The sequence below is a fragment of the Plantactinospora sp. BB1 genome (genome assembly GCF_003030385.1).
Taxonomy (GTDB): domain Bacteria; phylum Actinomycetota; class Actinomycetes; order Mycobacteriales; family Micromonosporaceae; genus Plantactinospora.
This window is the reverse complement of record NZ_CP028159.1, coordinates 2,624,370-2,646,442: the sequence shown is the minus strand read 5'-3', so window position 1 is coordinate 2,646,442 and position 22,073 is coordinate 2,624,370. Positions and strand designations below refer to the sequence as shown.

At 74.0% G+C, this 22,073-nt stretch carries 19 protein-coding genes and 1 pseudogene; 8 read left to right on the top strand and 12 right to left on the bottom strand.

Features of this window, described 5'->3' with window-relative positions; genetic code table 11:
• Positions 1-123: 123 nt before the first annotated feature.
• Together mtrB and mtrA are read right to left on the bottom strand one after the other, a co-directional pair.
• Positions 124-1,722 (bottom strand): annotated as a pseudogene (mtrB, locus tag C6W10_RS11420) (MtrAB system histidine kinase MtrB); the annotation flags it as partial.
• Between the two features lie 43 nt (positions 1,723-1,765).
• Positions 1,766-2,455, bottom strand: a complete 690-nt coding sequence (mtrA, locus tag C6W10_RS11415; protein ID WP_101369873.1) for an MtrAB system response regulator MtrA — start codon at positions 2,453-2,455, stop codon at positions 1,766-1,768.
• A 272-nt stretch (positions 2,456-2,727) separates the two neighbouring features.
• Between mtrA and C6W10_RS11410 the strand changes: the two genes are divergently transcribed.
• The 6 genes from C6W10_RS11410 to C6W10_RS11385 all read left to right on the top strand — a co-directional run bounded on the left by C6W10_RS11410 (position 2,728) and on the right by C6W10_RS11385 (position 8,920).
• Positions 2,728-3,573, top strand: a complete 846-nt coding sequence (locus C6W10_RS11410; protein WP_107258043.1) for a hypothetical protein — start codon at positions 2,728-2,730, stop codon at positions 3,571-3,573.
• Positions 3,570-4,301, top strand: coding sequence for a DUF4129 domain-containing protein (locus tag C6W10_RS11405; RefSeq protein WP_107258042.1), 732 nt, complete (start codon positions 3,570-3,572; stop codon positions 4,299-4,301). The genes C6W10_RS11410 and C6W10_RS11405 overlap by 4 nt, the downstream gene beginning before the upstream one ends.
• On the top strand, positions 4,298-5,812 hold the full coding sequence (locus C6W10_RS11400; RefSeq protein ID WP_199853910.1) for a DUF4350 domain-containing protein: 1,515 nt from the start codon (positions 4,298-4,300) through the stop codon (positions 5,810-5,812). The genes C6W10_RS11405 and C6W10_RS11400 overlap by 4 nt, the downstream gene beginning before the upstream one ends.
• A gap of 101 nt (positions 5,813-5,913) precedes the next feature.
• The gene (locus C6W10_RS11395; protein WP_234361895.1) at positions 5,914-6,843 is read left to right on the top strand and encodes a MoxR family ATPase; all 930 of its coding nucleotides are present in this window, start codon (positions 5,914-5,916) and stop codon (positions 6,841-6,843) included.
• On the top strand, positions 6,840-8,150 hold the full coding sequence (locus tag C6W10_RS11390) for a DUF58 domain-containing protein (protein WP_107258040.1): 1,311 nt from the start codon (positions 6,840-6,842) through the stop codon (positions 8,148-8,150). Before C6W10_RS11395 ends, C6W10_RS11390 begins: the two co-directional genes overlap by 4 nt.
• Before the next feature lie 170 nt (positions 8,151-8,320).
• Positions 8,321-8,920, top strand: a complete 600-nt coding sequence (locus C6W10_RS11385) for a dihydrofolate reductase family protein (protein ID WP_107258039.1) — start codon at positions 8,321-8,323, stop codon at positions 8,918-8,920.
• Between the two features lie 16 nt (positions 8,921-8,936).
• On the opposite strand, the gene C6W10_RS11380 is transcribed toward C6W10_RS11385, so the two are convergent.
• Positions 8,937-9,905, bottom strand: a complete 969-nt coding sequence (locus C6W10_RS11380; RefSeq protein WP_107263860.1) for a stage II sporulation protein M — start codon at positions 9,903-9,905, stop codon at positions 8,937-8,939.
• Between the two features lie 42 nt (positions 9,906-9,947).
• Between C6W10_RS11380 and C6W10_RS11375 the strand changes: the two genes are divergently transcribed.
• Positions 9,948-10,964, top strand: coding sequence for an RDD family protein (locus C6W10_RS11375; RefSeq protein ID WP_234361703.1), 1,017 nt, complete (start codon positions 9,948-9,950; stop codon positions 10,962-10,964).
• Positions 10,961-11,104: a hypothetical protein gene (locus tag C6W10_RS37950; RefSeq protein WP_159079320.1), complete on the top strand. Its 144-nt coding sequence runs from the start codon at positions 10,961-10,963 to the stop codon at positions 11,102-11,104. The genes C6W10_RS11375 and C6W10_RS37950 overlap by 4 nt, the downstream gene beginning before the upstream one ends.
• A gap of 106 nt (positions 11,105-11,210) precedes the next feature.
• On the opposite strand, the gene ahcY is transcribed toward C6W10_RS37950, so the two are convergent.
• From ahcY to C6W10_RS11330, 9 genes are all read right to left on the bottom strand, one after another.
• Positions 11,211-12,710: an adenosylhomocysteinase gene (gene ahcY / locus C6W10_RS11370; protein WP_107258038.1), complete on the bottom strand. Its 1,500-nt coding sequence runs from the start codon at positions 12,708-12,710 to the stop codon at positions 11,211-11,213.
• A gap of 423 nt (positions 12,711-13,133) precedes the next feature.
• The gene (manA, locus tag C6W10_RS11365) at positions 13,134-14,309 is read right to left on the bottom strand and encodes a mannose-6-phosphate isomerase, class I (RefSeq protein WP_107258037.1); all 1,176 of its coding nucleotides are present in this window, start codon (positions 14,307-14,309) and stop codon (positions 13,134-13,136) included.
• 3 nt (positions 14,310-14,312) lie between these two features.
• A complete protein-coding gene (locus C6W10_RS11360) occupies positions 14,313-15,281 on the bottom strand; it encodes a cation diffusion facilitator family transporter (RefSeq protein ID WP_107258036.1) in 969 nt (322 codons plus the stop codon).
• A 67-nt stretch (positions 15,282-15,348) separates the two neighbouring features.
• The gene (locus C6W10_RS11355) at positions 15,349-16,542 is read right to left on the bottom strand and encodes an SIS domain-containing protein (RefSeq protein WP_107258035.1); all 1,194 of its coding nucleotides are present in this window, start codon (positions 16,540-16,542) and stop codon (positions 15,349-15,351) included.
• Positions 16,539-16,757 (bottom strand): Trm112 family protein, encoded by a 219-nt coding sequence (locus C6W10_RS11350; RefSeq protein WP_107258034.1) that lies wholly within the window; start codon positions 16,755-16,757, stop codon positions 16,539-16,541. The genes C6W10_RS11355 and C6W10_RS11350 overlap by 4 nt, the downstream gene beginning before the upstream one ends.
• Positions 16,758-16,825: 68 nt before the next feature.
• Positions 16,826-18,211: a phosphomannomutase/phosphoglucomutase gene (locus C6W10_RS11345; RefSeq protein WP_107258033.1), complete on the bottom strand. Its 1,386-nt coding sequence runs from the start codon at positions 18,209-18,211 to the stop codon at positions 16,826-16,828.
• Positions 18,212-18,377: 166 nt separating this feature from the next.
• Positions 18,378-19,727: a hypothetical protein gene (locus tag C6W10_RS11340; RefSeq protein WP_159104543.1), complete on the bottom strand. Its 1,350-nt coding sequence runs from the start codon at positions 19,725-19,727 to the stop codon at positions 18,378-18,380.
• A 151-nt stretch (positions 19,728-19,878) separates the two neighbouring features.
• The gene (gene nfi, locus C6W10_RS11335; protein ID WP_199853482.1) at positions 19,879-20,541 is read right to left on the bottom strand and encodes a deoxyribonuclease V; all 663 of its coding nucleotides are present in this window, start codon (positions 20,539-20,541) and stop codon (positions 19,879-19,881) included.
• Between the two features lie 41 nt (positions 20,542-20,582).
• On the bottom strand, positions 20,583-22,043 hold the full coding sequence (locus C6W10_RS11330) for an aldehyde dehydrogenase family protein (protein WP_107258031.1): 1,461 nt from the start codon (positions 22,041-22,043) through the stop codon (positions 20,583-20,585).
• Positions 22,044-22,073: the final 30 nt, after the last annotated feature.

Below are 22,073 nucleotides of genomic sequence, written 5' to 3'. Positions count from 1 at the left end.
AAGTTGCGCTTCCGTGGCCCCAGCGCCGAACTGCGATTCCGTGGTCGCAGCGCCGAATTGCGATTCCGTGGTTCCACCGGCGACGGGGGTCGGTATGGTCCAGCCGAGGTCGTCCGTGACCGCCAGCGGCGCGTCGGCCGGCACCAGCCGCAACGGTGACGAGGTGAGCCGGTCACCGGCCCGGGCCGGCAGGGTCAGCCGGAACTGGGCGCCCTCGCCCGGTGCGCCCCACGCCTCCAGCCAGCCGCCGTGCAGCCGGGCGTCCTCCAGGCTGATGGAGAGGCCGAGCCCGGTGCCACCGGTCTGCCGGGCCCGGGACGGGTCGGCCCGCCAGAACCGGTTGAAGACCAGCTTCTCCTCGCCGGGCTTCAGCCCCACGCCGTGGTCCCGGACCGTGATCGCCACCGCCGTCTCGTCCGCCGCCAGCACCACCGCCACCGGTTTGCCGGCACCGTGCTCCACCGCGTTGCCGACCAGGTTGCGCAGGATCCGCTCCACCCGGCGCGGGTCGACCTCGGCGATCACCGGGGTCTCCGGCACCGTCACCCGCAGCGGGGTGCCGCAGCGGGTGGCGAGCGACTCCAGCCGGTCGGCCACCCGGTGCACCACCGGCACCAGGTCGGTGGGCTCGGCGTCCAGCATGGCGAAGCCGGCGTCGAACCGGCTGATCTCCAGCAGGTCGGTGAGCAGGTCCTCGAACCGGTCCAGCTCGGCGTGCAGCAACTCGGCGGTACGGGTGACGGCGGGGTCGAACTCGTCGCGCTCCGCGTAGATCAGGTCGGCCGCCATCCGTACGGTGGTGAGCGGGGTACGCAGCTCGTGCGAGACGTCCGAGGTGAACCTCCGTTGCAGCCGGGACATCTCCTCCAGCCGGACGATCTGGCGTTGCAGGTTCGTCGCCATCTGGTTGAACGACGAGGCGAGCATCGCCAGGTCGTCCTCGCCGTTGACCACCATCCGCTGGTCGAGCAGCCCCGCCGAGAGCCGCTGGGCGGTACGGGCGGCGACCCGTACCGGATTGACCACCAGCCGGGTCACCAGCCCGGAGAGCAGCCCGAGCAGGACGACCAGGGCGAACCCGGTGGCCAGTACGGTGGCCCGGGAGCCGTCGGCGATCTGGTCCCACCGGGTCAGCGGGACGAAGTAGTACAGCTCGACCTGACCGAGCCGGGTCGGCACCGGCGAGCCGTAGACCAGGTATTTCGTCGGCCCCTTGTCGAAGAGGTCGCCGGTGCGGAACTGGTGCGCGATGTCGCCGCCCTTGACCGCGTTCTCCAGCCCCGGGGTCAGGATGCCGCTGACGTCCACCTGGGGGGAGGTGGCCGGCGCGACGCCGGTGACCCGCAACGTCACCACCACACCGCCGAGCTGGGCCGGGTCTCCGCCGGCCAGGTAGTTGACGGTGTTCTCCAGGGTGGTACGCAGCCGCTGCTCCGCGACCGTCGTGTGGTTGCTGAGCTGCTCGGAGGCGTACTCCTGACCGTCCTGGAGCCGGCTCTTGACGTCGCTGGTCGCGTTGTCCAGGACGATCTCGGTGATGTTGTCGGCGACCAGATAGGCGAACCCGCCGACCAGCAGGCTCGACGCCACCAGGGTGATAGTGACGACCCGCACCTGGAGCGAGCGCCGCCAGGTGCGGTGCAGGCCGGTGGCCGCCCTCGCCAGCCGGACCGAACTGACGCGCCGCAACCGCCGCCCGGTCGCGGCGGCGCGGCCGAGCAGGGCGGACGACGAGGTCAAAGTACGGGCCACAGTGCGCCCCAGGCTATCCGGTGCCCGCCTTGTAGCCGACTCCCCGCACCGTCAGGATCACCTCGGGTCGCTCCGGATCCGGCTCGATCTTGGCGCGGAGCCGCTGGACGTGCACGTTGACCAGGCGGGTGTCGGCGGCGTGCCGATAGCCCCAGACCTGCTCCAGCAGGACCTCCCGGGTGAAGACCTGACGCGGCTTGCGGGCCAGCGCCACCAGCAGGTCGAACTCCAGCGGGGTCAGCTTGACCTCCTCGCCGTCCCGGCTGACCGTGTGCGCCGGCACGTCGATGTTGATCTGGTTGCCGGGCGGACCGATGGTCAGCAGCTCCGGCGCGGCGTCCTCGCCCCGGCGCAGCCGGGCCCGCATGCGCGCGACCAGCTCCTTGGGCTTGAACGGCTTGACCACGTAGTCGTCCGCGCCCGACTCCAGCCCGAGCACCACGTCCACGGTGTCGCTCTTGGCCGTCAACATCACGATCGGAATGCCCGACTCGGACCGGATCGCCCGAGCCACGTCGATGCCGCTCATCCCCGGCAGCATCAGGTCGAGCAGGACGATGTCGGGCCGGTTCTCCCGGAACGCGGCCAGCGCCCGCTCCCCGTCGGCGACGAACGAGGGCAGGAAACCCTCGCTGCGCAGCACGATGCCGAGCATTTCGGCCAGCGCGGGGTCATCGTCGACGACCAGTACCCGGGCTCTCATGACACTAATATTCCACCCTCTTTTCCACGGCGTGGTCCCGGCACCTCCCGGCGCGGCGCACCGCCTGGCCATCCCTGGGCGCGAGGCGCAGTAGCTTACCCTGGTCAACCACCCCGCACCAGGGATGATCACCACCGATCAGCCGCCGCGCGACGCACACCGAACCGTGACTCGGGAACCGGTCGAGCGGCTCCGGCCGGGATGAGCCGGCGTGACACCATGACTGCTGCGGCGCGTACCCCCGCCACCCCCGATGCCCGCCAGGAGTTCGTTTGCCCGACGCCGGCCCGACCGCCGTACTGCCGCTGCGTCCGCTCATCGTCGGTGAGCTGATCGACTCGGCGGTGCTGCTGCTCCGCGACCACGCCCGGGTGCTGGTACCGGTCGCACTGGTGCTGGCCGCGCTGGAGCAACTCCTGCTGCATCCGCTGCGGCTGGTCGCCGAGGTCACCCCGCCGGCCTACCTGCCGAGGATCGACGAGCTGCCGGCGTACTGGTTCCTGCTGGCCGTCGGCGCCGCCTGCGAGGCGGTGATCGTCGCGCTGCTCGGCAACCTGACCGGCCGGGCGGCCGGTACGGTCCTGCTCGATCCCGGTACCCGGGTCCGCCGGCTGCTCCACCCGCGCGGCGCCCGGCTGCCGGCGACGCTCCTGGTCGCCCTGCTGGCCGGTGCCGTGATGTTCGTGGCGTCCCTGGTCATGCCGCTCTGGGTGGTCGGGTTCGCGCTGCTCGGCTCGGTGGCGCCGGCGATCGTGCTGGACCGGCTGGGACCGTTCCGGGCGCTGTGGCGCTCCGCCACCCTCGCCCTGCGCACCGGCGGCCGGGCGGCGGCGGTACGGGTGCTCGGCTACCTCGTCTGGTGGCTGTTGCGGATCGGCCTCGCCGTCGGTGCCGTCACCGGCCTGAACTCGCTCGGACTGCTCGCGGAGGAGTGGCAACTGCCGGTCGGGCTGGCGGTCTGGGCCCTGGTCAACAGCGTCGCCTATCCGGCGCTCGCCTGCCTCGACGCGGTGGTCTACCTGGAGGGGCGGATCCGCACCGAGGGGCTGGACATCGTCATCGACCGGGCCCGGCGCACCGGATCGCCGATCCTCACCCCGCTGGCGGGCCGACGGTGAGCTTCAGCCGCTGGTGGACGGAGACGACGGCCGCGCTCGGCGACCGGATTCCGCTCTCCCTCGTCGCCCTGCTGCTGGTGCTCGCCGCCGTGCTGGTCGCGCTCGGCTGGTTCCACTACCCCGCCTGGGTGCCCCGCCGGCTGCCGCGCTGGCGACTGTCCCGGTGGCGGCGACGGCGCAAGCCCCGCCCGACACCGGCCCCCGAGCCCGAGGCGGCGGCGGAGGAGGATCCGGAGCTGCCGGACGTACCGGCGGAGCGGCTGGTCGCCCTCGCCGACCGGTTGGCCGCCGAGGGCCGGTACGCCGAGGCGGTCCGCGAGCGGTTCCGGGGAATGGTCCGGGAGCTGGTCGACCGTGGAGTGTTCGAGCACCGGCCCGGGCTCACCGTCACCGAACTCGCTGCGGCGGCCGCCCGGAACCGGCCCGAGGTGGAGCCCGCGCTCTCCGAGGCCGGTCGGCTCTTCTCCGACCTCTGGTACGCCCAGCGTCCGGCCCGTCGCGAGCACGACGACCGGATGCGCATCCTCGCCACCGACCTGGACCGGATCCTCGACGGCCCGCCCGGCACCGCCGCACGACCGTCCGGTACCGGCGACGCCCCGCCCGGGACCGCCGAGGGGATGGCCCGGGAGCCGCGCGAGGGGATCGCCCAGCACGGGACGGTTCGGCAGACGACCCAGGAGCGGGCGGCCCCGGAGACGACCCAGGACGGGATGGTCCGGAGATGACCCCTGCCCCGGAAACACCCGCTCCGGACGACCACGGCGGCCGGGACGCGCACGCCCCGGACGCGCACACTTCGGACGCGCACACTTCGGCCGGCGAGCGGCCCGGCGGTGCCGAGCGTCCCGGGCCGGACCGGTCGGCGGCGCCGGCAGCGGCGGGACGCCGACGGCGCCGCTGGCACCGGATCGCGATCCCGCTCGGCGCGGTCGCCGTACTGCTGGCGGTCACCGGGATCACCCGGGCGATCGACCAGCCCGATCCCGGCTCCGCCGGCTTCCTCTCCCCGGTCAACACCGGCGACGAGGGCGGCAGCCGGCTCGCCGACCGGCTGCGCGCCGAGGGTGTCACCGTCGAACGGTTCACCAGTACCCGCCGGGCGCTGATCGAGGCGACCAGCCGGGGATTCACCCTCTTCGTCCCCTCGCCGGGGCTGGTCCACCCGCTCTATCTGCCGTACCTCGCCGAGCCGGCCGTCCGCGCCCGGGTGGTGCTGGTCGACCCGCCGCAGCGGGTACTGGACGGCACCGAACTGCCGCTGGCCGTCGCCGGCCGGCGCTGGGCCGCCGGTGCGGTCGAGGCCGACGCCGACGGCCGCCCCTGCCCGCTGCCCGAGGCGACGAGGGCCGGCCGGGCCGCCGCACTGCTACAGCGGTACGCCAGCCCGCCCGGCCTGGGCGACGGTACCGACCACTGCTACGCGGGCGGGCTGGCCCGGACGGAGCGGCGGGGCAGCGAGGTCGTCGTGATCGGCGCCAGCGACCCGTTCCGGAACGACCGGATAGCCGAGCAGGGAAACGCCGTACTCGCCACCGGGCTGCTCGGTACCCGCGACCGGGTCGTCTGGCTCGACCTCGCCGGACCGGAGCCACCGCCGCCGTACCACCGCGACGGCGAACTGGAGCCGTGGACGTCGATGCCGGACGGCTCCGACGGCGAATCCGACGGCGAATCCGAGGAGGGCGACGGCAACGGGGAGTACGAGGGCCGGCCCCAGCCGCAACCCGGGCAGGACGACCAGGGCGCCCCGCCGGAGCGGCGCAATCCGCTCTGGGACGCCTTCCCGCCCTGGTTCTGGGCCCTGCTGGCGCAGCTCGCCCTGGCCCTGCTCCTGGTGGTGCTCTGGCGGGCCCGCCGGCTCGGGCCACCGGTCGCCGAGCCGCTGCCGGTGACCGTCCCGTCCGCCGAGACGGTGCTCGGTCGCGGCCGGCTCTACCAGCGGGCCCGGGCGTACGGGCCGGCGGCGGAGACGCTGCGGGCGGCCGCCCTGCACCGGCTGACGCAGTCCCGGGCCGTACCGCCCGACGCCGGCCCGGACGAGTTGGCCGCCGCCGTCGCGGCGCGTACCGGCCGGAGCGCCGGCGAGGTGCACGACCTGCTGCACGGTCCGGCCCCGGAGACCGACCAGGAACTGCTGGAGCTGGCCCGGGCGCTCGACGACCTGGCCGCCTCCCCCGGCACCGCCCCGTCCGACCAGCCCCGGCACGACCGCCCCATCGAAGGAGAAGCCCGGTGACCCGACCCGCCGGAACGACCGACCCGCGCTACGCCGCCGCGCCGTACCCGGTTCCGGCCCAGGCCGGCGCCCCGGCGGAGGCCGACGAGGCCCGCGCCGCCCTGCACCGGCTGCGGGCCGAGGTCGCCAAGGCGGTCGTCGGGCAGGACGCCGTCGTCACCGGGATGGTGATCGCGCTGCTCTGCCGGGGGCACGTGCTGCTGGAGGGCGTACCGGGGGTGGCCAAGACGCTGCTGGTGCGCACCGTCGCCGCCGCCCTGGACCTTGAGTCGAAGCGGCTCCAGTTCACCCCGGACCTGATGCCCGGTGACGTCACCGGGTCGCTCATCTTCGACCCGCGCACCGCCGCCTTCACCTTCCGGGAGGGGCCGGTCTTCACCAACCTGCTGCTCACCGACGAGATCAACCGGACGCCGCCGAAGACCCAGGCGGCGCTGCTGGAGGTGATGGAGGAGCGGCAGGTCTCGGTGGAGGGGAACCGCCGGCCGCTGCCGGACCCGTTCATCGTGGCCGCCACCCAGAACCCGGTGGAGTACGAGGGCACCTACCCGCTGCCCGAGGCCCAGCTCGACCGGTTCCTGCTGCACCTGACGATGCCGCTGCCGAACCGGGACGAGGAGCTGGGCGTACTCCGGGCGCACCACGCCGGCTTCGACCCGCGCGAGCTGACCGCCGCCGGGGTACGCCCGGTGGCCACCCCCGCCGACCTGGCGCTGGCCCGGGCCGCGGTGAGCCGGGTCGCCGTGGTGGAGAGCGTGCTCGGCTACATCGTGGACCTCTGCCGGGCCACCCGGGCCGCGCCCGCGCTGGAACTCGGCGCCTCGCCCCGGGGCGCGATCGCGCTGCTGGTCACCGCGAAGGCGTGGGCCTGGCTGGCCGGGCGCGACCACGTCACTCCGGACGACGTCAAGGCGATCGCCCGGCCGACGCTGCGGCACCGGCTGCGGCTGCGGCCGGAGGCCGAGCTGGAGGGCGTCACCACCCGGTCGGTGCTGGACGCGGTGCTCGGCACCGTGCCGACGCCACGATGACGGGACGGGCGGCGGTCCTGCTCGGCGCGGGCGCGCTGACCCTGCCGCTCTGGCCGGCCCCGTGGCTCGGCGTGCTGGTGATGACCGGGCTGGTGCTGGCGCTGACCGTGTTGGACTGGCGGCTGGCCGCCCCGCTGGGCGCGATCGAGGCGAGCCGGGACGGCGACCGGGCGGTCCGGCTCGGCGACACCGCCACGGTCTCGGTGCGGCTGCACAACACCTCCGACCGGCCGCTGCGCGGACTGGTCCGGGACGCCTGGGTGCCGTCCGCCGGGGCACGGTTCGACTTCCCCGGCGCCCCGACGGTACGCGTCGAGCCCGGTGCCCGGGCGGAGCTGCCCAGCCGGCTGACCCCGACCCGGCGCGGGGACCGGCCGGCGCTGCGGCTGACACTGCGCTCGTACGGGCCGCTGGGGTTGGCGTTCCGGCAGCGGACGGAGCGGCCGGCGACACCGCCGTGGACCCTGCGGGTGCTGCCCCGGTTCGAGTCCCGCCGGCACCTGCCGGAGAAGCTGGCCCGGCTGCGGATCATCGACGGCACCGAGGTGGCCCGGGGCCGGGGCCAGGGCACCGAGTTCGACACCCTGCGCGAGTACGTGGTCGGCGACGACGTGCGCTCGGTCGACTGGCGGGCCAGCGCCCGCCGGGCCGACGTACTGGTCCGGACCTGGCGGCCGGAGCGTGACCGGCGGGTGGTCTGCGTACTCGACACCGGGCGTACCTCGGCGGTGCGGGTCGGCGACGAGCCCCGGCTCGACGCCGCCATGGACGCCACCCTGCTGCTGGCGGCGCTCGCCGGCCGGGCCGGTGACCGGGTCGACCTGCTGGCCGTGGACGCGGCCGTCCGGCTGGCGCTGACCGGGGGCGCCCAGTCGACGCTGCTGGCCCGGATGGTCGACGCGCTCGCCCCACTCCAGCCGGCGCTGGTGGAGACCGATTTCGAACTGGTCGCCGGGGAGATCCTCCGGCGGCAGCGCCGACGCTCCCTGGTGGTGCTCTTCACCGCCCTGGAACCGGGTGCGCTCGGCGAGGGGCTGCTGCCGGTACTGCCCCGGCTGGCGACCCGGCACCGGGTGATCGTGGCGTCGGTGCACGATCCGGTGCTGACCGACCTGACCACCCGCCCGCCGGAGACGGTGCAGGACGCGTACGCGTCGGCCGCGGCCTGGCGGGCGCTCGGCGACCGGGACCGGGTACGCGCGGCGCTGGCCCGGCACGGGGTGACGGTGGTGGACGCCCCGGCCGACCGGCTGGCGCCGATGGTCACCGACACCTACCTGCGGCTCAAGGCCCTCGGTCAGCTCTGATCCGACCGGAGCACCCCGGGCCGGCCCGGACCCGGACCCGGACCGGCGAGCGGCTAACCGAGGACCTGGCCGGCCGCGAACGATCTCGATGTCGGATACTTGCTGATCACGCGCGCCGTCGTCGCCGCCGGGCGGTACGGCGCGTCCGACCGAGGGACCTGGGAATCATCGTGCGCAAGCTCGTGTACTACGTCGCCGCCACCATCGACGGTTTCATCGCCGGCCCGGACGGTGCCGATCCGACCGGCCCGGGTGGCTTCTGGCAGATCCCGGAGGACTACCTCCGCCATCTCGTCTCCGAGTACCCGGAGACGCTGCCGCAGGCGGCCCGTACCGCGCTGTCCGTCACCGCCGAGGGCACGCATTTCGACACCGTCCTTGAGGGACGGCTCAGCTACGAGATCGGCCTGCGGGTCGGCGTCACCGACGCCTTTCCGCACCTGCGCCACCTGGTGTTCTCCCGGACGCTGTCCGAGAGCCCGGACCCGGCCGTCGAGGTGGTGAGCGGTGACCCGGTCGCGAAGGTGCGGGAGCTGAAGCGCGAGGCGGGTAAGGACATCTGGCTCATCGGCGGCGGTGAGCTGGCCGGTGCGCTCTACCCGGAGATCGACCAACTGATCGTCAAGCTGGCCCCGTTGACGATCGGTACCGGAATTCCGCTGTTCGGTCGCCGGGCCGAGTTCGACCCGCGCAACTGGCAACTCACCGACCACGTCGTGCTGGGCAGCGGAGCGGCCTACCTCACCTACACCCGCACGCCCACCGAGTAGCCACCGCAGTTCACGATCAGGCACTCGATTCGGTGGCGGATTCCTCGGCTACGGCCGCGCGGTGGCCGAACCAGCAGACGTAGCCGAGGAAGCCGAGCCAGCCGAGTACGCCGATCCCGACCCGGATCCCGGTGGGTACCGCCGCCGGGGTGACGAAGGCCTCGATGAGCCCGGCGACCGCGAAGAGCCCCACCAGGCCGACCGCGACCAGGACGCCGGAGCGGCCGGCCCGGGCCACCGCCTGGCCCCGGGTCAGGTCGCGCGGCGGCGCGATCCAGGCCCAGCCGATCCGCAGGCCGACACCGGCCGCCACGAAGATCCCGGTCAGCTCCAGCAGGCCGTGCGGCGTGATCATGCTGAAGAAGACGTCGGTACGGTCGTAGGCGGCGAGTACCCCGCCGGTCACGCCGATGTTGAGGGCGTTGTGCCAGAGCAGGTAGAAGACCGGCAGGATCAGGATGCCGGAGGCGAGGCAGCGGGCGGCGACCCAGGCGTTGTGGGTCCACAGCTGGAACGCGAAGCTCGGTGCCGAGTATTCGCTGTAGTAGCCGACGAACCGGGCCTCGAACGCCTCGGCCGCCGCCTCCTCGCCGATCAGTGCCACGGCGTTCTCCGGATGCTCGGCGATCCAGTACATCAGGAAGCCCGCGACCAGGACGAACCCGACGCCGACGGCGGTCCACCACGGCCAGGCCCGGTAGACGGCCAGCGGGAAGCCGACGGAGAAGAACCGGCGGACGGTCGCCCAGGAGAAACCGGACCGGCCGGCGAGCCGGCCCCGGGCGGCCAGCACCAGCTGGGAGAGCTGGGCGACGAGTACCGGATCGGGCGACCGGCTGCGTACCACCGACAGGTGCGTGGCCACCCGCTGGTAGAGCGCGACCAGCTCGTCGGCCTCGTCCGCGCCGAGCCGTCGCCGCCCGGTCAGCTCGGCCAGCCGTCGCCATTCCCGGTCGTGCTCGGCCGTGTACGCGTCGAGATCCAACTCAGCTCCCCAGGGTTCGCGACCATAGTGTTCACTGTGCTGGTGACAGCGCAACCACCGAGGTCCGCTCCGGCCCGGCCGGCGCCCTCCGTCGGGTACGGTGCGGACGCCGGACTGGTCAGCGGCGAGGCGGTCGAGTTGGACGTCCGGGCCGCCCGGCTCGGCTCCCGGGTGCTGGCGCTGCTGATCGACATCCTGACGCAGCTCACCCTGGCGGTGGTGCTGCTGATGTGCGCGGGGATCCTGCTCACCTCGCTGGTCGGCCCCGGCGCCTTCGACGGGGCGACCCTGCGCGGCCTACAGACCGTCGGCGTGGTGCTGGTCCTGGTCGGCTACCCGGTGGCCTGCGAGACCCTCAACTCCGGCCGTACGGTCGGCAAGCTCGCCGTCGGGCTGCGGGTGGTACGCGCCGACGGTGGCCGGGTCGGCTTCCGGCAGGCGCTGACCCGCAGCCTGGTCGGCGTCGCGGTGGAGTGGCCGGGTCTGGTGCTGCCGCTGCTGACCTGGGCGGTGGGGGTGACCGTGATGCTCACCGATCCCCGGGGGCGGCGACTCGGTGACCTGGCCGCCGGCACGCTGGTGATCCACGACCGGAGTCCAGCCGGCACCGGGTACGTCCCGACCATGGTTCCGCCGCTGGCCGGCTGGGCGGCCACCCTGGACCTGACCCGGCTGGACGACGGCCTGGCGCTGGCCGTACGCCAACTGCTGAGCCGGACCTCGACGTTGACCCGGGAGGCGCGGCGCGGGCTGACCCGGTCACTCTGGGCGGAGGTGGCGGCGGTGACCTCGCCACCGCCCCCGCCGGGCCTGCCCGAGTGGGCGTACCTGGCCGCCGTACTGGCCGAGCGGCACATGCGGGCCCGGCAGCGGCTCGCGGCCACCCGGTCGGTGACCTCGACCCTCTGGCCGGAACTCGCCCCGCCGGCCGCCGAGCCCGCCGGGGCGGCACCGCTCCGGCCGGCGGTGCCGGCGCCCGCACAGCCGGCGGTGCCGCAGCCCGGGATGGTCCGCCCCGTGGTGGCCGGCTCCGGCACGCCGAACGGGTCGGCCCGGTGAAGGCGTTCCTGCCCTGGCTGCTGGTCCTGGCGGTGGTGATCGCCCTGAACGCGCTGCGGCTGCGGCCGCTCGCCACCGCGGTCGCGGTCGCCTGGCTCGGCTACTGCCTCTGGACCTGGTTCCGGCCCCGACCCCGATGACTTGACCGGCACCAGACGGGCGAGCCCGGAACGGCAGGGCTGCCGTCCCGGGCTCGTCGGTCGATGCTCAGCTCGTCGGTCGAGGGCTCAGCTCGTCGGTCGATGCTCAGTAGCGGTAGTGCTCGGGCTTGTACGGCCCCTCGACCGGGATGCCGAGGTAGCTGGCCTGCTCCTTGGTCAGCTCGGTCAGCTTGGCGCCGAGCGCGTCCAGGTGCAGCCGGGCGACCTTCTCGTCCAGGTGCTTCGGCAGGGTGTAGACGCCGACCGGGTACTCCTCACGCTTGGTGAAGAGTTCGATCTGCGCGATCGTCTGGTTGGCGAAGGAGTTCGACATCACGAAGCTCGGGTGACCGGTGGCGTTGCCCAGGTTGAGCAGCCGCCCCTCGGAGAGCACGATGATCGAGTGGCCGTCGTCGAACTGCCAGACGTCCACCTGCGGCTTGATGTTGATCCGCTGCACGTCGGAGCGCTTCGCCAGCCCGGCCATGTCGATCTCGTTGTCGAAGTGGCCGATGTTGCCGACGATCGCCTGGTGCTTCATCCGGGCCATGTGCTCGTTGCGGATGACGTCGAAGCAGCCGGTCGCGGTGATGAAGATGTCGGCGGTCTCCACCACGTCGTCCAGGGTGGCGACCTGGTAGCCGTCCATCGCCGCCTGGAGAGCGCAGATCGGGTCGACCTCGGTGACGATGACCCGGGCGCCCTGGCCGCGCAGCGACTCGGCGCAGCCCTTGCCGACGTCGCCGTAACCGAGCACGACAGCGGTCTTGCCGCCGATCAGCACGTCGGTGGCCCGGTTGATGCCGTCGATCAGCGAGTGGCGGCAGCCGTACTTGTTGTCGAACTTGCTCTTCGTCACCGAGTCGTTGACGTTGATCGCCGGGAAGAGCAGCGTGCCGTTCTGCTGCATCTCGTAGAGCCGGTGCACACCGGTGGTGGTCTCCTCGGTCACGCCCTTGATGCCGGCGGCGACCCGGGTCCAGCGCTGGCCGTCCACGGCGAGCGAGCGGTGCAGCAGGCCGAGGATGACCGCGTACTCCTCGGAGTCGGCGCTCTCCACCGGCGGTACCGCGCCGGCCTTCTCGAACTGGGCACCCCGGTGCACCAGCAGGGTGGCGTCGCCACCGTCGTCGAGGATCATGTTCGGCCCCTGGCCGTCCGGCCAGAGCAGCACCTGCTCGGTGCACCACCAGTACTCTTCGAGCGTCTCGCCCTTCCAGGCGTAGACCGGGACCCCGGACGGGGCGTCGGGGGTGCCGTCCGGCCCGACCACGATGGCGGCAGCGGCGTGGTCCTGGGTGGAGAAAATGTTGCACGAGGCCCAGCGGACCTGGGCGCCGAGCGCCACGAGGGTCTCGATGAGCACCGCGGTCTGGATCGTCATGTGCAGCGAGCCGGTGATCCGGGCACCGCGCAGCGGCTGCTCGGCGGCGTATTCGCGACGGATCGACATCAGGCCGGGCATCTCGTGCTCGGCGAGTCGGATCTCCTTGCGCCCGAACTCGGCGAGGGATAGGTCCGCCACCTTGTAGTCGCCCTCGGCGACGGTGCCGGGCCGGGGCGCGGCGGACGAACCACCCGTGGGTGCCGGGAGAGTGCTGGTCATGAAGGCTCCTGTCGTACGGGTCTGCGGCGCGACCCTCCACGTTACGCCCCGGGCCTACCGCGACGGATTCCGGCCGGGTCGCAATCCGGACAGTACGGGTCGGGTCGGGGGCTGCCCGAACCGGGCGGGACGTCGCCGGACCGACGGCCGGACAGCGCGCGGGGCGGTCGGTCCCGAACGGTTTCCCGCCCAGTCTCCGGCCGCCCCGCGCATCCCCCCGGTTTGGTTCCCCGCGCGTGTCTCGGACCTGCGTCGCGATAACGCTGCGTACCCATAGCGTCACACTGAGCAAAGGAGGTGTCAAGCCGATCCGCAAATTTCCGTTTCGTGCCGACTCGCGTTTGGCGGTGCACCGTGCCGGAACGCGGGGTGAAGCGTGCCGGAACGCGGGGCGAACCGTGCCGGAACGCGGGGACGGACGGCTCAGGAGAGTCCGACCGAGGCGACGTAGAGTTCGCCGTCGCCGCTGACCGTCAGCGGCCCGCCGTCGGCCCGGCCGATCGCCGCCGCACCGGGGCCGAGCAGCGCCGACCCGGCGCCGTCCGCCACGGTGACCTCCCCGGCCAGGCAGAGCGCGATCCGGGGCCCCCGCAGCTCCAGCCGGGCCGATCCGACCCGCCCGTCGAGGCGTACGCCGTGCAGGGCGAAGTCGTCCACCGGCACCGGCCAGGTGACCACCCCGGGACTCACCGGCACCGGGTTGACCACCGGATCGGCCAGTACCTCGAAGCGGAGCACCCGGAGCAGCTCGCGCACGTCCACGTGCTTCGGGGTCAACCCGCCCCGCAGCACGTTGTCGCTGGCCGCCAGGATCTCCACCCCGGCGCCGTAGAGATAGGCGTGCAGGTTGCCGGCCGGCATCCAGATCGCCTCGCCGGGGGCCAGGTTGACGTGGTTGAGCAGCAGCGCCACCAGTACGCCCGGATCCGCCGGATAGCGTCCGGCCAGCTCGCGGGCCAGCGCGGCCGAGGCGGCGAACTGCTCGCCGACCTCCGCCGCCACCACCGCCGCGACCAGCTCGGCACGCTCCGCCGACGGCCAGGTGAGCAGGGTACGCACCGCGTCCGGCAGCCCGTCGGTGCCGGCCCGCAGCGCGGCGACCACCGGATCGAGCACGGCCAGCCCGAACGCGTCGAGCAGGTCCGCCGAGTGCTTCGGATCGCGGAACCCGCAGAGCGCCCGGAACGGCGAGACCGCGACCAGCATCTCCGGCTTGTGGTACGGGTCGACGTAGTTGCGGTGGGTCAGCTCCGGGTCGGTCGTCTCCGCCGCGTACCCGGCCCGGGCCTGCTCGGCGTCCGGATGCGCCTGCAACGACAGCGGCGCCTCCGGGGCGAGCACCTTGAGCAGGAACGGCAGCCGCTGGCCGAACCGGTCGATCACGTCGGCGCCGAGCCAGCGCCCCGGATCCTCGGCGAAGGCGTCGACCAGGCTCAGCGGCGCCCCACCCCGGTGCAGCATGCTCGGGTCACCGGGATGGGCGCCCAGCCACAGCTCCGCCTCCGGTCCGTCGCTCGGCACGGGACGGCCCTGCAACTGCGCGAGGACGGTCCGCGACCCCCATGCGTAGTCGCGGATCCGGCCGTGCAGCGGTTCCACCGCTCAGGCCCCCTTCAGTTCCGGTACCCCGTCCGCGGGCTGCTCCACCTGGCGGTAGATGTCCGGCTCCAGATAGATCACCCGGGCGATCGGTACGGAGTTGCGGATCCGCGCTTCTACCGAGTTGATCCCCTCGGCCAGCTCGGCCGCCGTCTCGTACGGCCGCACCGCGACCTTCGCCGCGACCAGCAGCTCCTCCGGCCCCAGGTGCAGGGTCTTCATGTGGATGATCCGCTCGACCTCGGAACCCGAGGTGATCGCCTCCTCGATCTGCCGGACGTCCTCCGGAGTGGCCGACTCGCCGAGCAGCAGGCTCTTGGTCTCCAGCGCCAGGATCACCGCGATGGCCACCAGCAGGATGCCGATCGCCGCGGTGCCGGCCGCGTCCCAGTAGCCGTTGTCGGTGATCAGGGTCATCGAGACGCCGATCAGGGCGAAGACCAGACCGAGCAGCGCGCCCAGGTCCTCCAGCAGCACCACCGGCAGCTCCGGCGCCTTGGCCCGGCGGACGAACTCCTTCCAGGAGGCCTTGCCCCGGATCGCGTTCGACTCGACGATCGCGGTCCGGAAGGAGAACGACTCCAGGATGATCGCGACCACCAGCACGACGATCGGCAGCCACTGCCAGCTCTCGATCCCGCCCGGGTGCACCTGCTGCTCGTGCCACTTGTGGTACGCCTCGTAGAGCGCGAAGAGGCCACCGAGGCTGAACAGCACGATGGAGACGATGAACGCGAAGATGTAGCGCTCGCGGCCGTACCCGAAGGGGTGTTGCGGGGTCGCCCGGCGCCGCGCCCGACGCCCGCCGAGCAGCAGCAGCGCCTGGTTGCCGGAGTCGGCCACCGAGTGGATCGACTCGGCGAGCATCGACGACGACCCGCTCAGCGCGAACGCGACGAACTTGGTGACCGCGATGCCCAGGTTGGCCAGCAGGGCCGCGACGATCGCCCTGGTACCGCCACCCGCGCTCACGACCGGCCCTCCGCCGCGTCGGCCGGGGTCCGGGCCACGGCGGAGCCGCCCCGGGTGATCTGCTCGGTCACTGGTTGGACAGCTCCTTCATCTCGGTGATCGCCGGTACGGCCATCGGGTCGAGTCCGTGCGCCAGCGCCAGGTAGATCGAGGCGAAGTCGGGCACCGCGGTCAGCGAGGCGAGCCGTTCCAGCGCCGATCCGCCCTCGGCGGTCACCACGTCGCAGCGCACCCCGCGCCGCTCGGCGAGGGTCTGCACGGCGTCGGCCCGGCGCTCCTCCACCACCAGCGGCTCGTCGGTGTCGTCCTCGGCGTTCAGGCCGCCGTCCCGGAGCAGCACCAGCCGCAGCCGGGTACCGGTCGCCTCGTCCTCGGGGTCGGCGAAGATGTCCCGGCTCGACTCGCCGAGGCCGCCGAAGACGCCGTCGAGCAGGCCGACCCGGCCCCGCCCCGCCTCGCCGAGGGCACCGGCCACCACCGGGTAGCGGGCGTTCGCCGAGAGGGTGTCGCCGAACCGCCGGGCCGCCACGGTGGCCAGCGGCGACGAGCCCCAGACGATCGGCACCGAGCCGGCCAGGCCCAGCGCCAGCGACTTGGCCGGGTTGACGAAGGACTCGGCGGACGGGCGGCACCGGTCGGCCTCCGCGTCCAGCCGGGCCGCCGTCTCGGCCAGGTCCGCCTCGTTCACCTTGACCAGGCCGAGCGCGCGGGCGGCGAGCAGCACCGGCACGGTGAGCGCCCAGAGGCTGGCCCGGGCCGGCGCCCGGCGGGGCACCGGGACGAACGGCGCCCGGACCCCCTCGGCCACCGACTGGAGCTGCGAGTCCGGCGCACCGACCGCGACCAGCCGGGCGCCGCGCCGGGCGGCGGCCTCGGCCGCGCCGAGCGCCTCGGGGCTGCGCCCGGAGGCGCTGACCGCGATGACCACGTCCGCCGCGCCCACCCAGCCGGGCACCCCGGCGCTGCGGTGCTGGATCACGGGTACGGGGCAGCGCGGGCCGGCGACGGTGGCCAGCACCTCACCGGTACGCGCGGCGGTGCCGATGCCGGCGATCACGACCGCCCGGGGGCGGCCCTCGTCGGCCAGCACCCCGAGGTTGGCCTCGGCGGCCAGCGCGGCCGTCTCCCGGACCTGCGCACCGGCCGCGGCGGTGTGCCGGAGCATCCCGCCCGGATCGTTCTCGTTCATCGCGGCGACGTCGTCGAGCATCCCCTCGTCGGGGACCGGGCGGCCGCGCAGACCGGCCGTACCGTCCATCATCGCTGGTCCGCGCTGCCGCCGGGGGTCGCACCCGGACCGGCCGCCGGGCCGCCGCGCGCCTCGTCCAGCAGCAGGACCGGTACGTCGTCGCGCACCTCGAAGATCCGCGCGCACTCGGTGCAGGTCAGGGTCTGCGCCGCCGGGTCGTAGTCCAGCGGTGCGTGATGGGTGTCCGGGCAGGCCAGGATCTCCAGCAACTGCGGGTCGAGGGCCACGGTGCGGCTCCTTCCACTCCTCGTGCGGTAGGTCGGGTACGGCGGGTCTCCGACCAGCGCGATGGATCTTATCGGCGAACCAGTCCGAGCACCTCGTCGCGGAGTGCCACCATCCGTTCCGGGGTGGGCGCCTCGACGTTGAGCCGGAGCAGCGGCTCGGTGTTGGACGGGCGCAGGTTGACCCAGGCGCCGTCCGGGAAGCGCAGGGTCAGCCCGTCCAGCTCGTCGGTCTCGGCGTCCGGGTAGGCGGCCCGGACCTCGGCGAGCTTGGCCCGCTGGTCCGGTACGGTCGAGTTGATCTCGCCGGAGGAGGCGTACCGCTCGTACGCCCGGCCGAGTTCCGACAGCGGGCCGTCCTGCTCGCCGAGCGCCGCCAGCAGGTGCATCGCGGCGAGCATCCCGGTGTCGGCGAACCAGAAGTCCCGGAAGTAGTAGTGCGCCGAGTGCTCGCCGCCGAAGGCCGCGTTGGTGCGGGCCATCTCGGCCTTGATGAAGGAGTGGCCGACCCGGCTGCGCACCGGCTCGCCGCCGTGCTCACGGACGATCTCCGGCACGGCGCTCGACGTGATCAGGTTGTGGATGATCGCCGCGCCGGGGTGCTTGGCCAGCTCGCGTACGGCCACCAGGGCGGTGATCGCCGACGGGGAGACCGGTTCGCCCCGCTCGTCGACCACGAAGCAGCGGTCGGCGTCGCCGTCGAAGGCGAGCCCGAGGTCGGCCCGGTGCTCGCGTACGGCCGCCTGGAGGTCGACCAGGTTCGCCGGGTCCAGCGGGTTCGCCTCGTGGTTCGGGAACGAGCCGTCGAGTTCGAAATAGAGCGGCACGATCTCCAGCGGCAGCGCCGGCAGGGCGGCGTCGCCGAGCACGGCCGGTACGGTGTGCCCGCCCATGCCGTTGCCCGCGTCGATCACCACCTTGAGCGGGCGGATCCCGGTCAGGTCGACCAGGGTGCGCAGGTGGGCCGCGTACGCGGGCAGCAGGTCCCGGTGTTCCAGCGGCGGCAGCGGCTCGTCCAGCGGCCGGGTCTCGCCCTTGTCCAGCAGCGCCTGCGCCCGGTCACGCAGCTCGGTCAGCCCGGTGTCCTGGCCGATCGGCCGGGCCCCGCCGCGACACATCTTGATCCCGTTGTAGGCGGCCGGGTTGTGGCTGGCGGTGAACATCGCACCGGGCAGGTCGAGGCTGCCGGAGGCGTAGTAGAGCAGGTCGGTGCTGCCGAGGCCGAGGTGGAGCACGCCGAGCCCCTCGGAGCGGACCCCGGCGGTGAAGGCGGCGGCGAGGCCGGGTGACGACTCCCGCATGTCGTGGGCGACGGCTACGGTCCCGGCCGGCTCCCCGGAGGTACGGAGAAGCTGGGCGAAGGCCGCGCCCAACGCCTCGGCGGCCCGCTCGTCCCACTGCTCGGGAACGGTGCCCCGGACGTCGTACGCCTTGACGATAGCGGACAAATCAGACAAGATCTCGCCCCTCAGCCGGACATTCGGTCAACGGCCTGAGCGTATCGGAGCCGGACGCCACGCCCCGCCCCAAGGCGATCCACCGGCAAGCGAACAGCCGCTGTCAGCCCTGTTCGGCGAGGGCGGGCCGACCCCGACACGCCCGGCTGGCAGCGGCATCGGCGGACTACCGCTGGGGACGCCGGGACGGCGGCAGGATCAGGGTCGCGTCGGGTCCGCCGGCCGGGGGCTGCTCCGGCGGTACGGATCCGTCCGGCCGGGGCGGCACACCCTCCGGTCGGGCCGGCGCAGTCTCCGGTCGGGCCGGCGCAGTCTCCGGTCGGGCCGGCACCTCGCCGGGGGTCGCCGAACCGGTTCCGGCCGGCGGCACCACCTGGGCCGGGAGCGTTCCCGGCTGCCGGGGCGGCGTCGAGGTGGCCGGTCGCGGCAGAACCGCGCCGGAGGCGGGCAGGATCAGGGTCTGGTCACCGACCGCCGACACGCCACCCGGCGCCGCACCGACCCCGTCGACCGGCCCGACCCCGCCGACCGGCCCGACCCCGCCGACCGGCTGCGTGCCGGGCAGGGGTCCGGCGGCGCCGACCGGACCGGCACCGTCACCCGGGGCACGGCCGGCACCGGCAGCACTGCGGAAGACCGGGCCCACCGGCGCGTTCCGGGCCGTCGGGTCCGCCGGGGGAATCCGGGTGGTCCGCTCCGCGCCGAGCACGATGATCCGGGCGGTCTTCTCCGCATCGTCCCCGGACGCCACGGCCACCCGGCCACGCTCCGCCCGGCTCCGCCGGATCAGGAGCACCATCAGGGCGATCCCGATCCCGACCATCACGATGCCGACCACCATCACCATGCCGCCCAGCCCGAGCGACCCGCCGGACTCGTCCTCGGCGGCGACCGGCTGCGCCGGCAGGGCCGCCGCGACCTCCTCGGTGGCCGGTGCGGCCGGCTCCTCGGTGGCCTGCGGCGTCGCCGACGGGATCACCAGCTCGGGAGTACGCTGCGTCGCCGGGGCGTCTCCGGTCCGGCCGGTCAGCCGGGCCGAGTCGGTGTCCCGGCCGAGCAGCCGGCCACCCGCCCCGTACGCCTCGGCGAGCAGGGTCACCCGGCCGGCGGGCGCGCCCTCGGCCAGGCTCACCCGGTACCGGCTGGAGACGCTCTTCCGGGCGCAGAGTTCGGGCTTGTCCGGTGCGGTGCGCTCCCCGACGACCAGCCCGTTCGCGCCCTCCGAGACCGGCACCCGGCGCCAGTCACCGTCGGCGGCGACCCGCACCTCGACCCGGTCGGCGGTCAACCCCGGCAGGTGCACCCCGAGCACGGTACGGACGTTCACACAGCCGCCGCCGCGCATCGAGACGTTCACCGTCACCGAGGCCGGCGAGCCGCCCGCGCTGATCGAACTCGGCGCGCGGACGCGTACCGATTCGCCCTCGGCCACGGCCGGGGCGGCGGCGAGTGACACCGTCGTACCGACCAGCAGACCGACGGTTCCCAGCCAGGTCGCGCCACGCCGTACCGACATGATCACCTCGCTCGTCGCAGTGCAGATCCGGGCACAGGCTACCGGTGCAGCGGCAACCGTCCTCTCTCATGCCCGGCCGGCGCCGCGCCGAATCCTCCGGCTGCCGGAGCCGACCCCATCGGCACAGGAAGCGGGCGGACGGCTCCCGCCGTCACACCCCGGCGAACCTGCGCAGTTCGGCCCGGCAGAGCCGGTCCGCCTGCCGGGTGGTCTCCGGCAACCGGTAGGCCGGGGTGAGCCGGAGCACCTGGGCGCAGGCGTTGTCCAGGTCCATCCGGTGCCCCACCGAGACGAAGACCGGCCGCACGTCGTCCCGGGTCCGCAACACCCGGCCGACCTGCTCGGCACCGTCGACCAGCGGCGCCCAGGACCCGCGCCGCCGGTCCGGCCCGCTCCACGTCCCGACCAGCGGCGTCTTGCCGACGCCGATCGCCGGCCGGTCGGTGAGCACGCCCAGGTGACAGGCGAGCCCGAACCGGCGCGGGTGGGCGAGCCCGTGCCCGTCGCAGACCAGCAGCTCCGGCTCGACGGTCAGCCGGGCGAGCGCGGTCAGCAGGGCGGGCAGCTCCCGAAAGGCGAAGAGCCCGGGTACGTAGTCGAAGGCGGCCCGGCCGGTGGCCACCGCCGTGTCCAGCACCTCCAGGGTGGCCGGGTCCAGCACGGTCACCGCGGCGGCGAGCCGGTCGCCGTCCTCGGCGTACGCCACGTCGAGCCCGGCCACCGTGCGGGGTGCGGCCGGCCCCGGCCCGGTCAGGTCGACCAGCGGGCGCAGCCGGTCCTGCACCGCCTCCGCCTCGGCGACCGTGCCCGGGATCTCGATCGCGGCGGAGACGGTGGAGAACTCCGGCGGCCGCGCTACCACTCGATCCCGCCCAGCACCATCACCCGGGACTCGGTGTAGTCCTCCATCGCGCTGCGTACCCCCTCCCGGCCGACGCCGCTGCCCTTCACCCCGCCGTACGGCATCTGGTCGGCCCGGTACGACGGCACGTCGCCGACGATCACGCCACCTACCCGCAACGTCCGGTACGCCGCGAACGCGGTCCGCAGGTCGTGCGTGAAGACCCCGGCCTGCAACCCGTACGCCGAGTCGTTGACCGCGGCGAACGCGGCCGCGTCGTCCGGCACCGGCGCCACCACCAGGACCGGCCCGAAGACCTCCTCGGTGTTGACCCGGCACTCCGGTCGTACCCCGGTCAACACCGTCGGCGTGTAGTGCGGGCCGTCCCGGCGGCCGCCCAGCTCGACGGTGGCACCGGCCGCCACCGCCTCGTCCACCCAGCTCTCGACGCGCCGGGCCGCGGCCTCGTCGATCAGCGGCCCGACCTCGGTCGCCTCGTCGGCCGGATCCCCGGTGTGCAATGCGGCGACCGCCGCGACCAGCCGGGGCAGGAAGCCGTCGAGCAGCCACTCGTGCACGAAGACCCGCTGTACCGCGATGCAGCTCTGCCCCGCCTGGTAGTTGCCGAAGGTGGCGATCCGGCGCGCGGCGTGGTCGAGGTCGTCGGTGCTGGCCCAGTCCGCGCAGACCACCGCGGCGGCGTTGCCGCCCAGCTCCAGCGTGACGTGCTTCTCCGGCACCGACCGCCGGATCGCCGCACCGACCGGCCCGGAGCCGGTGAACGACACCACCGGCAGCCGGGGATCCCGGACCAGTTCACCGGCCCGGTCGTTCGGCAGCGGCAACACCGAGCACATCCCGGCCGGCAGGCCGCTGCCCGGGCCGTCCGGCTCGGTCACCTCGGCCAGCAGCTCGCCGAGGAGCAGCGCGGTCAGCGGGGTCGCCGGGGCCGGCTTGACCACGATCGGCGCCCCGACCGCGAGCGCGGGGGCGACCTTGTGCGCGACCAGGTTCAGCGGAAAGTTGAACGGCGTGATGCCGAGCACCGGGCCCCGGGGCAGCCGGCGGACAAGCGCGACCCGCCCCTCCCCGGCCGGCTCGGTGTCCAACCGCTGCAGCTCGCCGGACCAGCGCCGGGCCTCCTCGGCGCCCCACCGGAAGGTGGCGACCGCGCGGGCCACCTCGACCCGCGCCCACCTGACCGGCTTGCCGCTCTCGGCCGTGATCAGCCGGGCGATCTCCTCGGCCCGCTCGGCGAGCCGGCGCGACACGTGCGCCAGGGCGTCGGCCCGGACGTGCGCCGGCAGGGCGGCTGCCCGCTCCGCCACCTCGGCGGCGGCGGCCACCGCCGCCTCGACCTGCTCCGGGTCGGCGTGACTGGTCCGGCCGACCTCGCGACCGTCGGGATGCCGGACCACGAGCGGATCGCCGCCCCGGGTCGGCCGGCCGGCGACGAGGAACGGCACGGATTCCACGTCCGGCAGCCTAACCCTCCGGTACCGGCC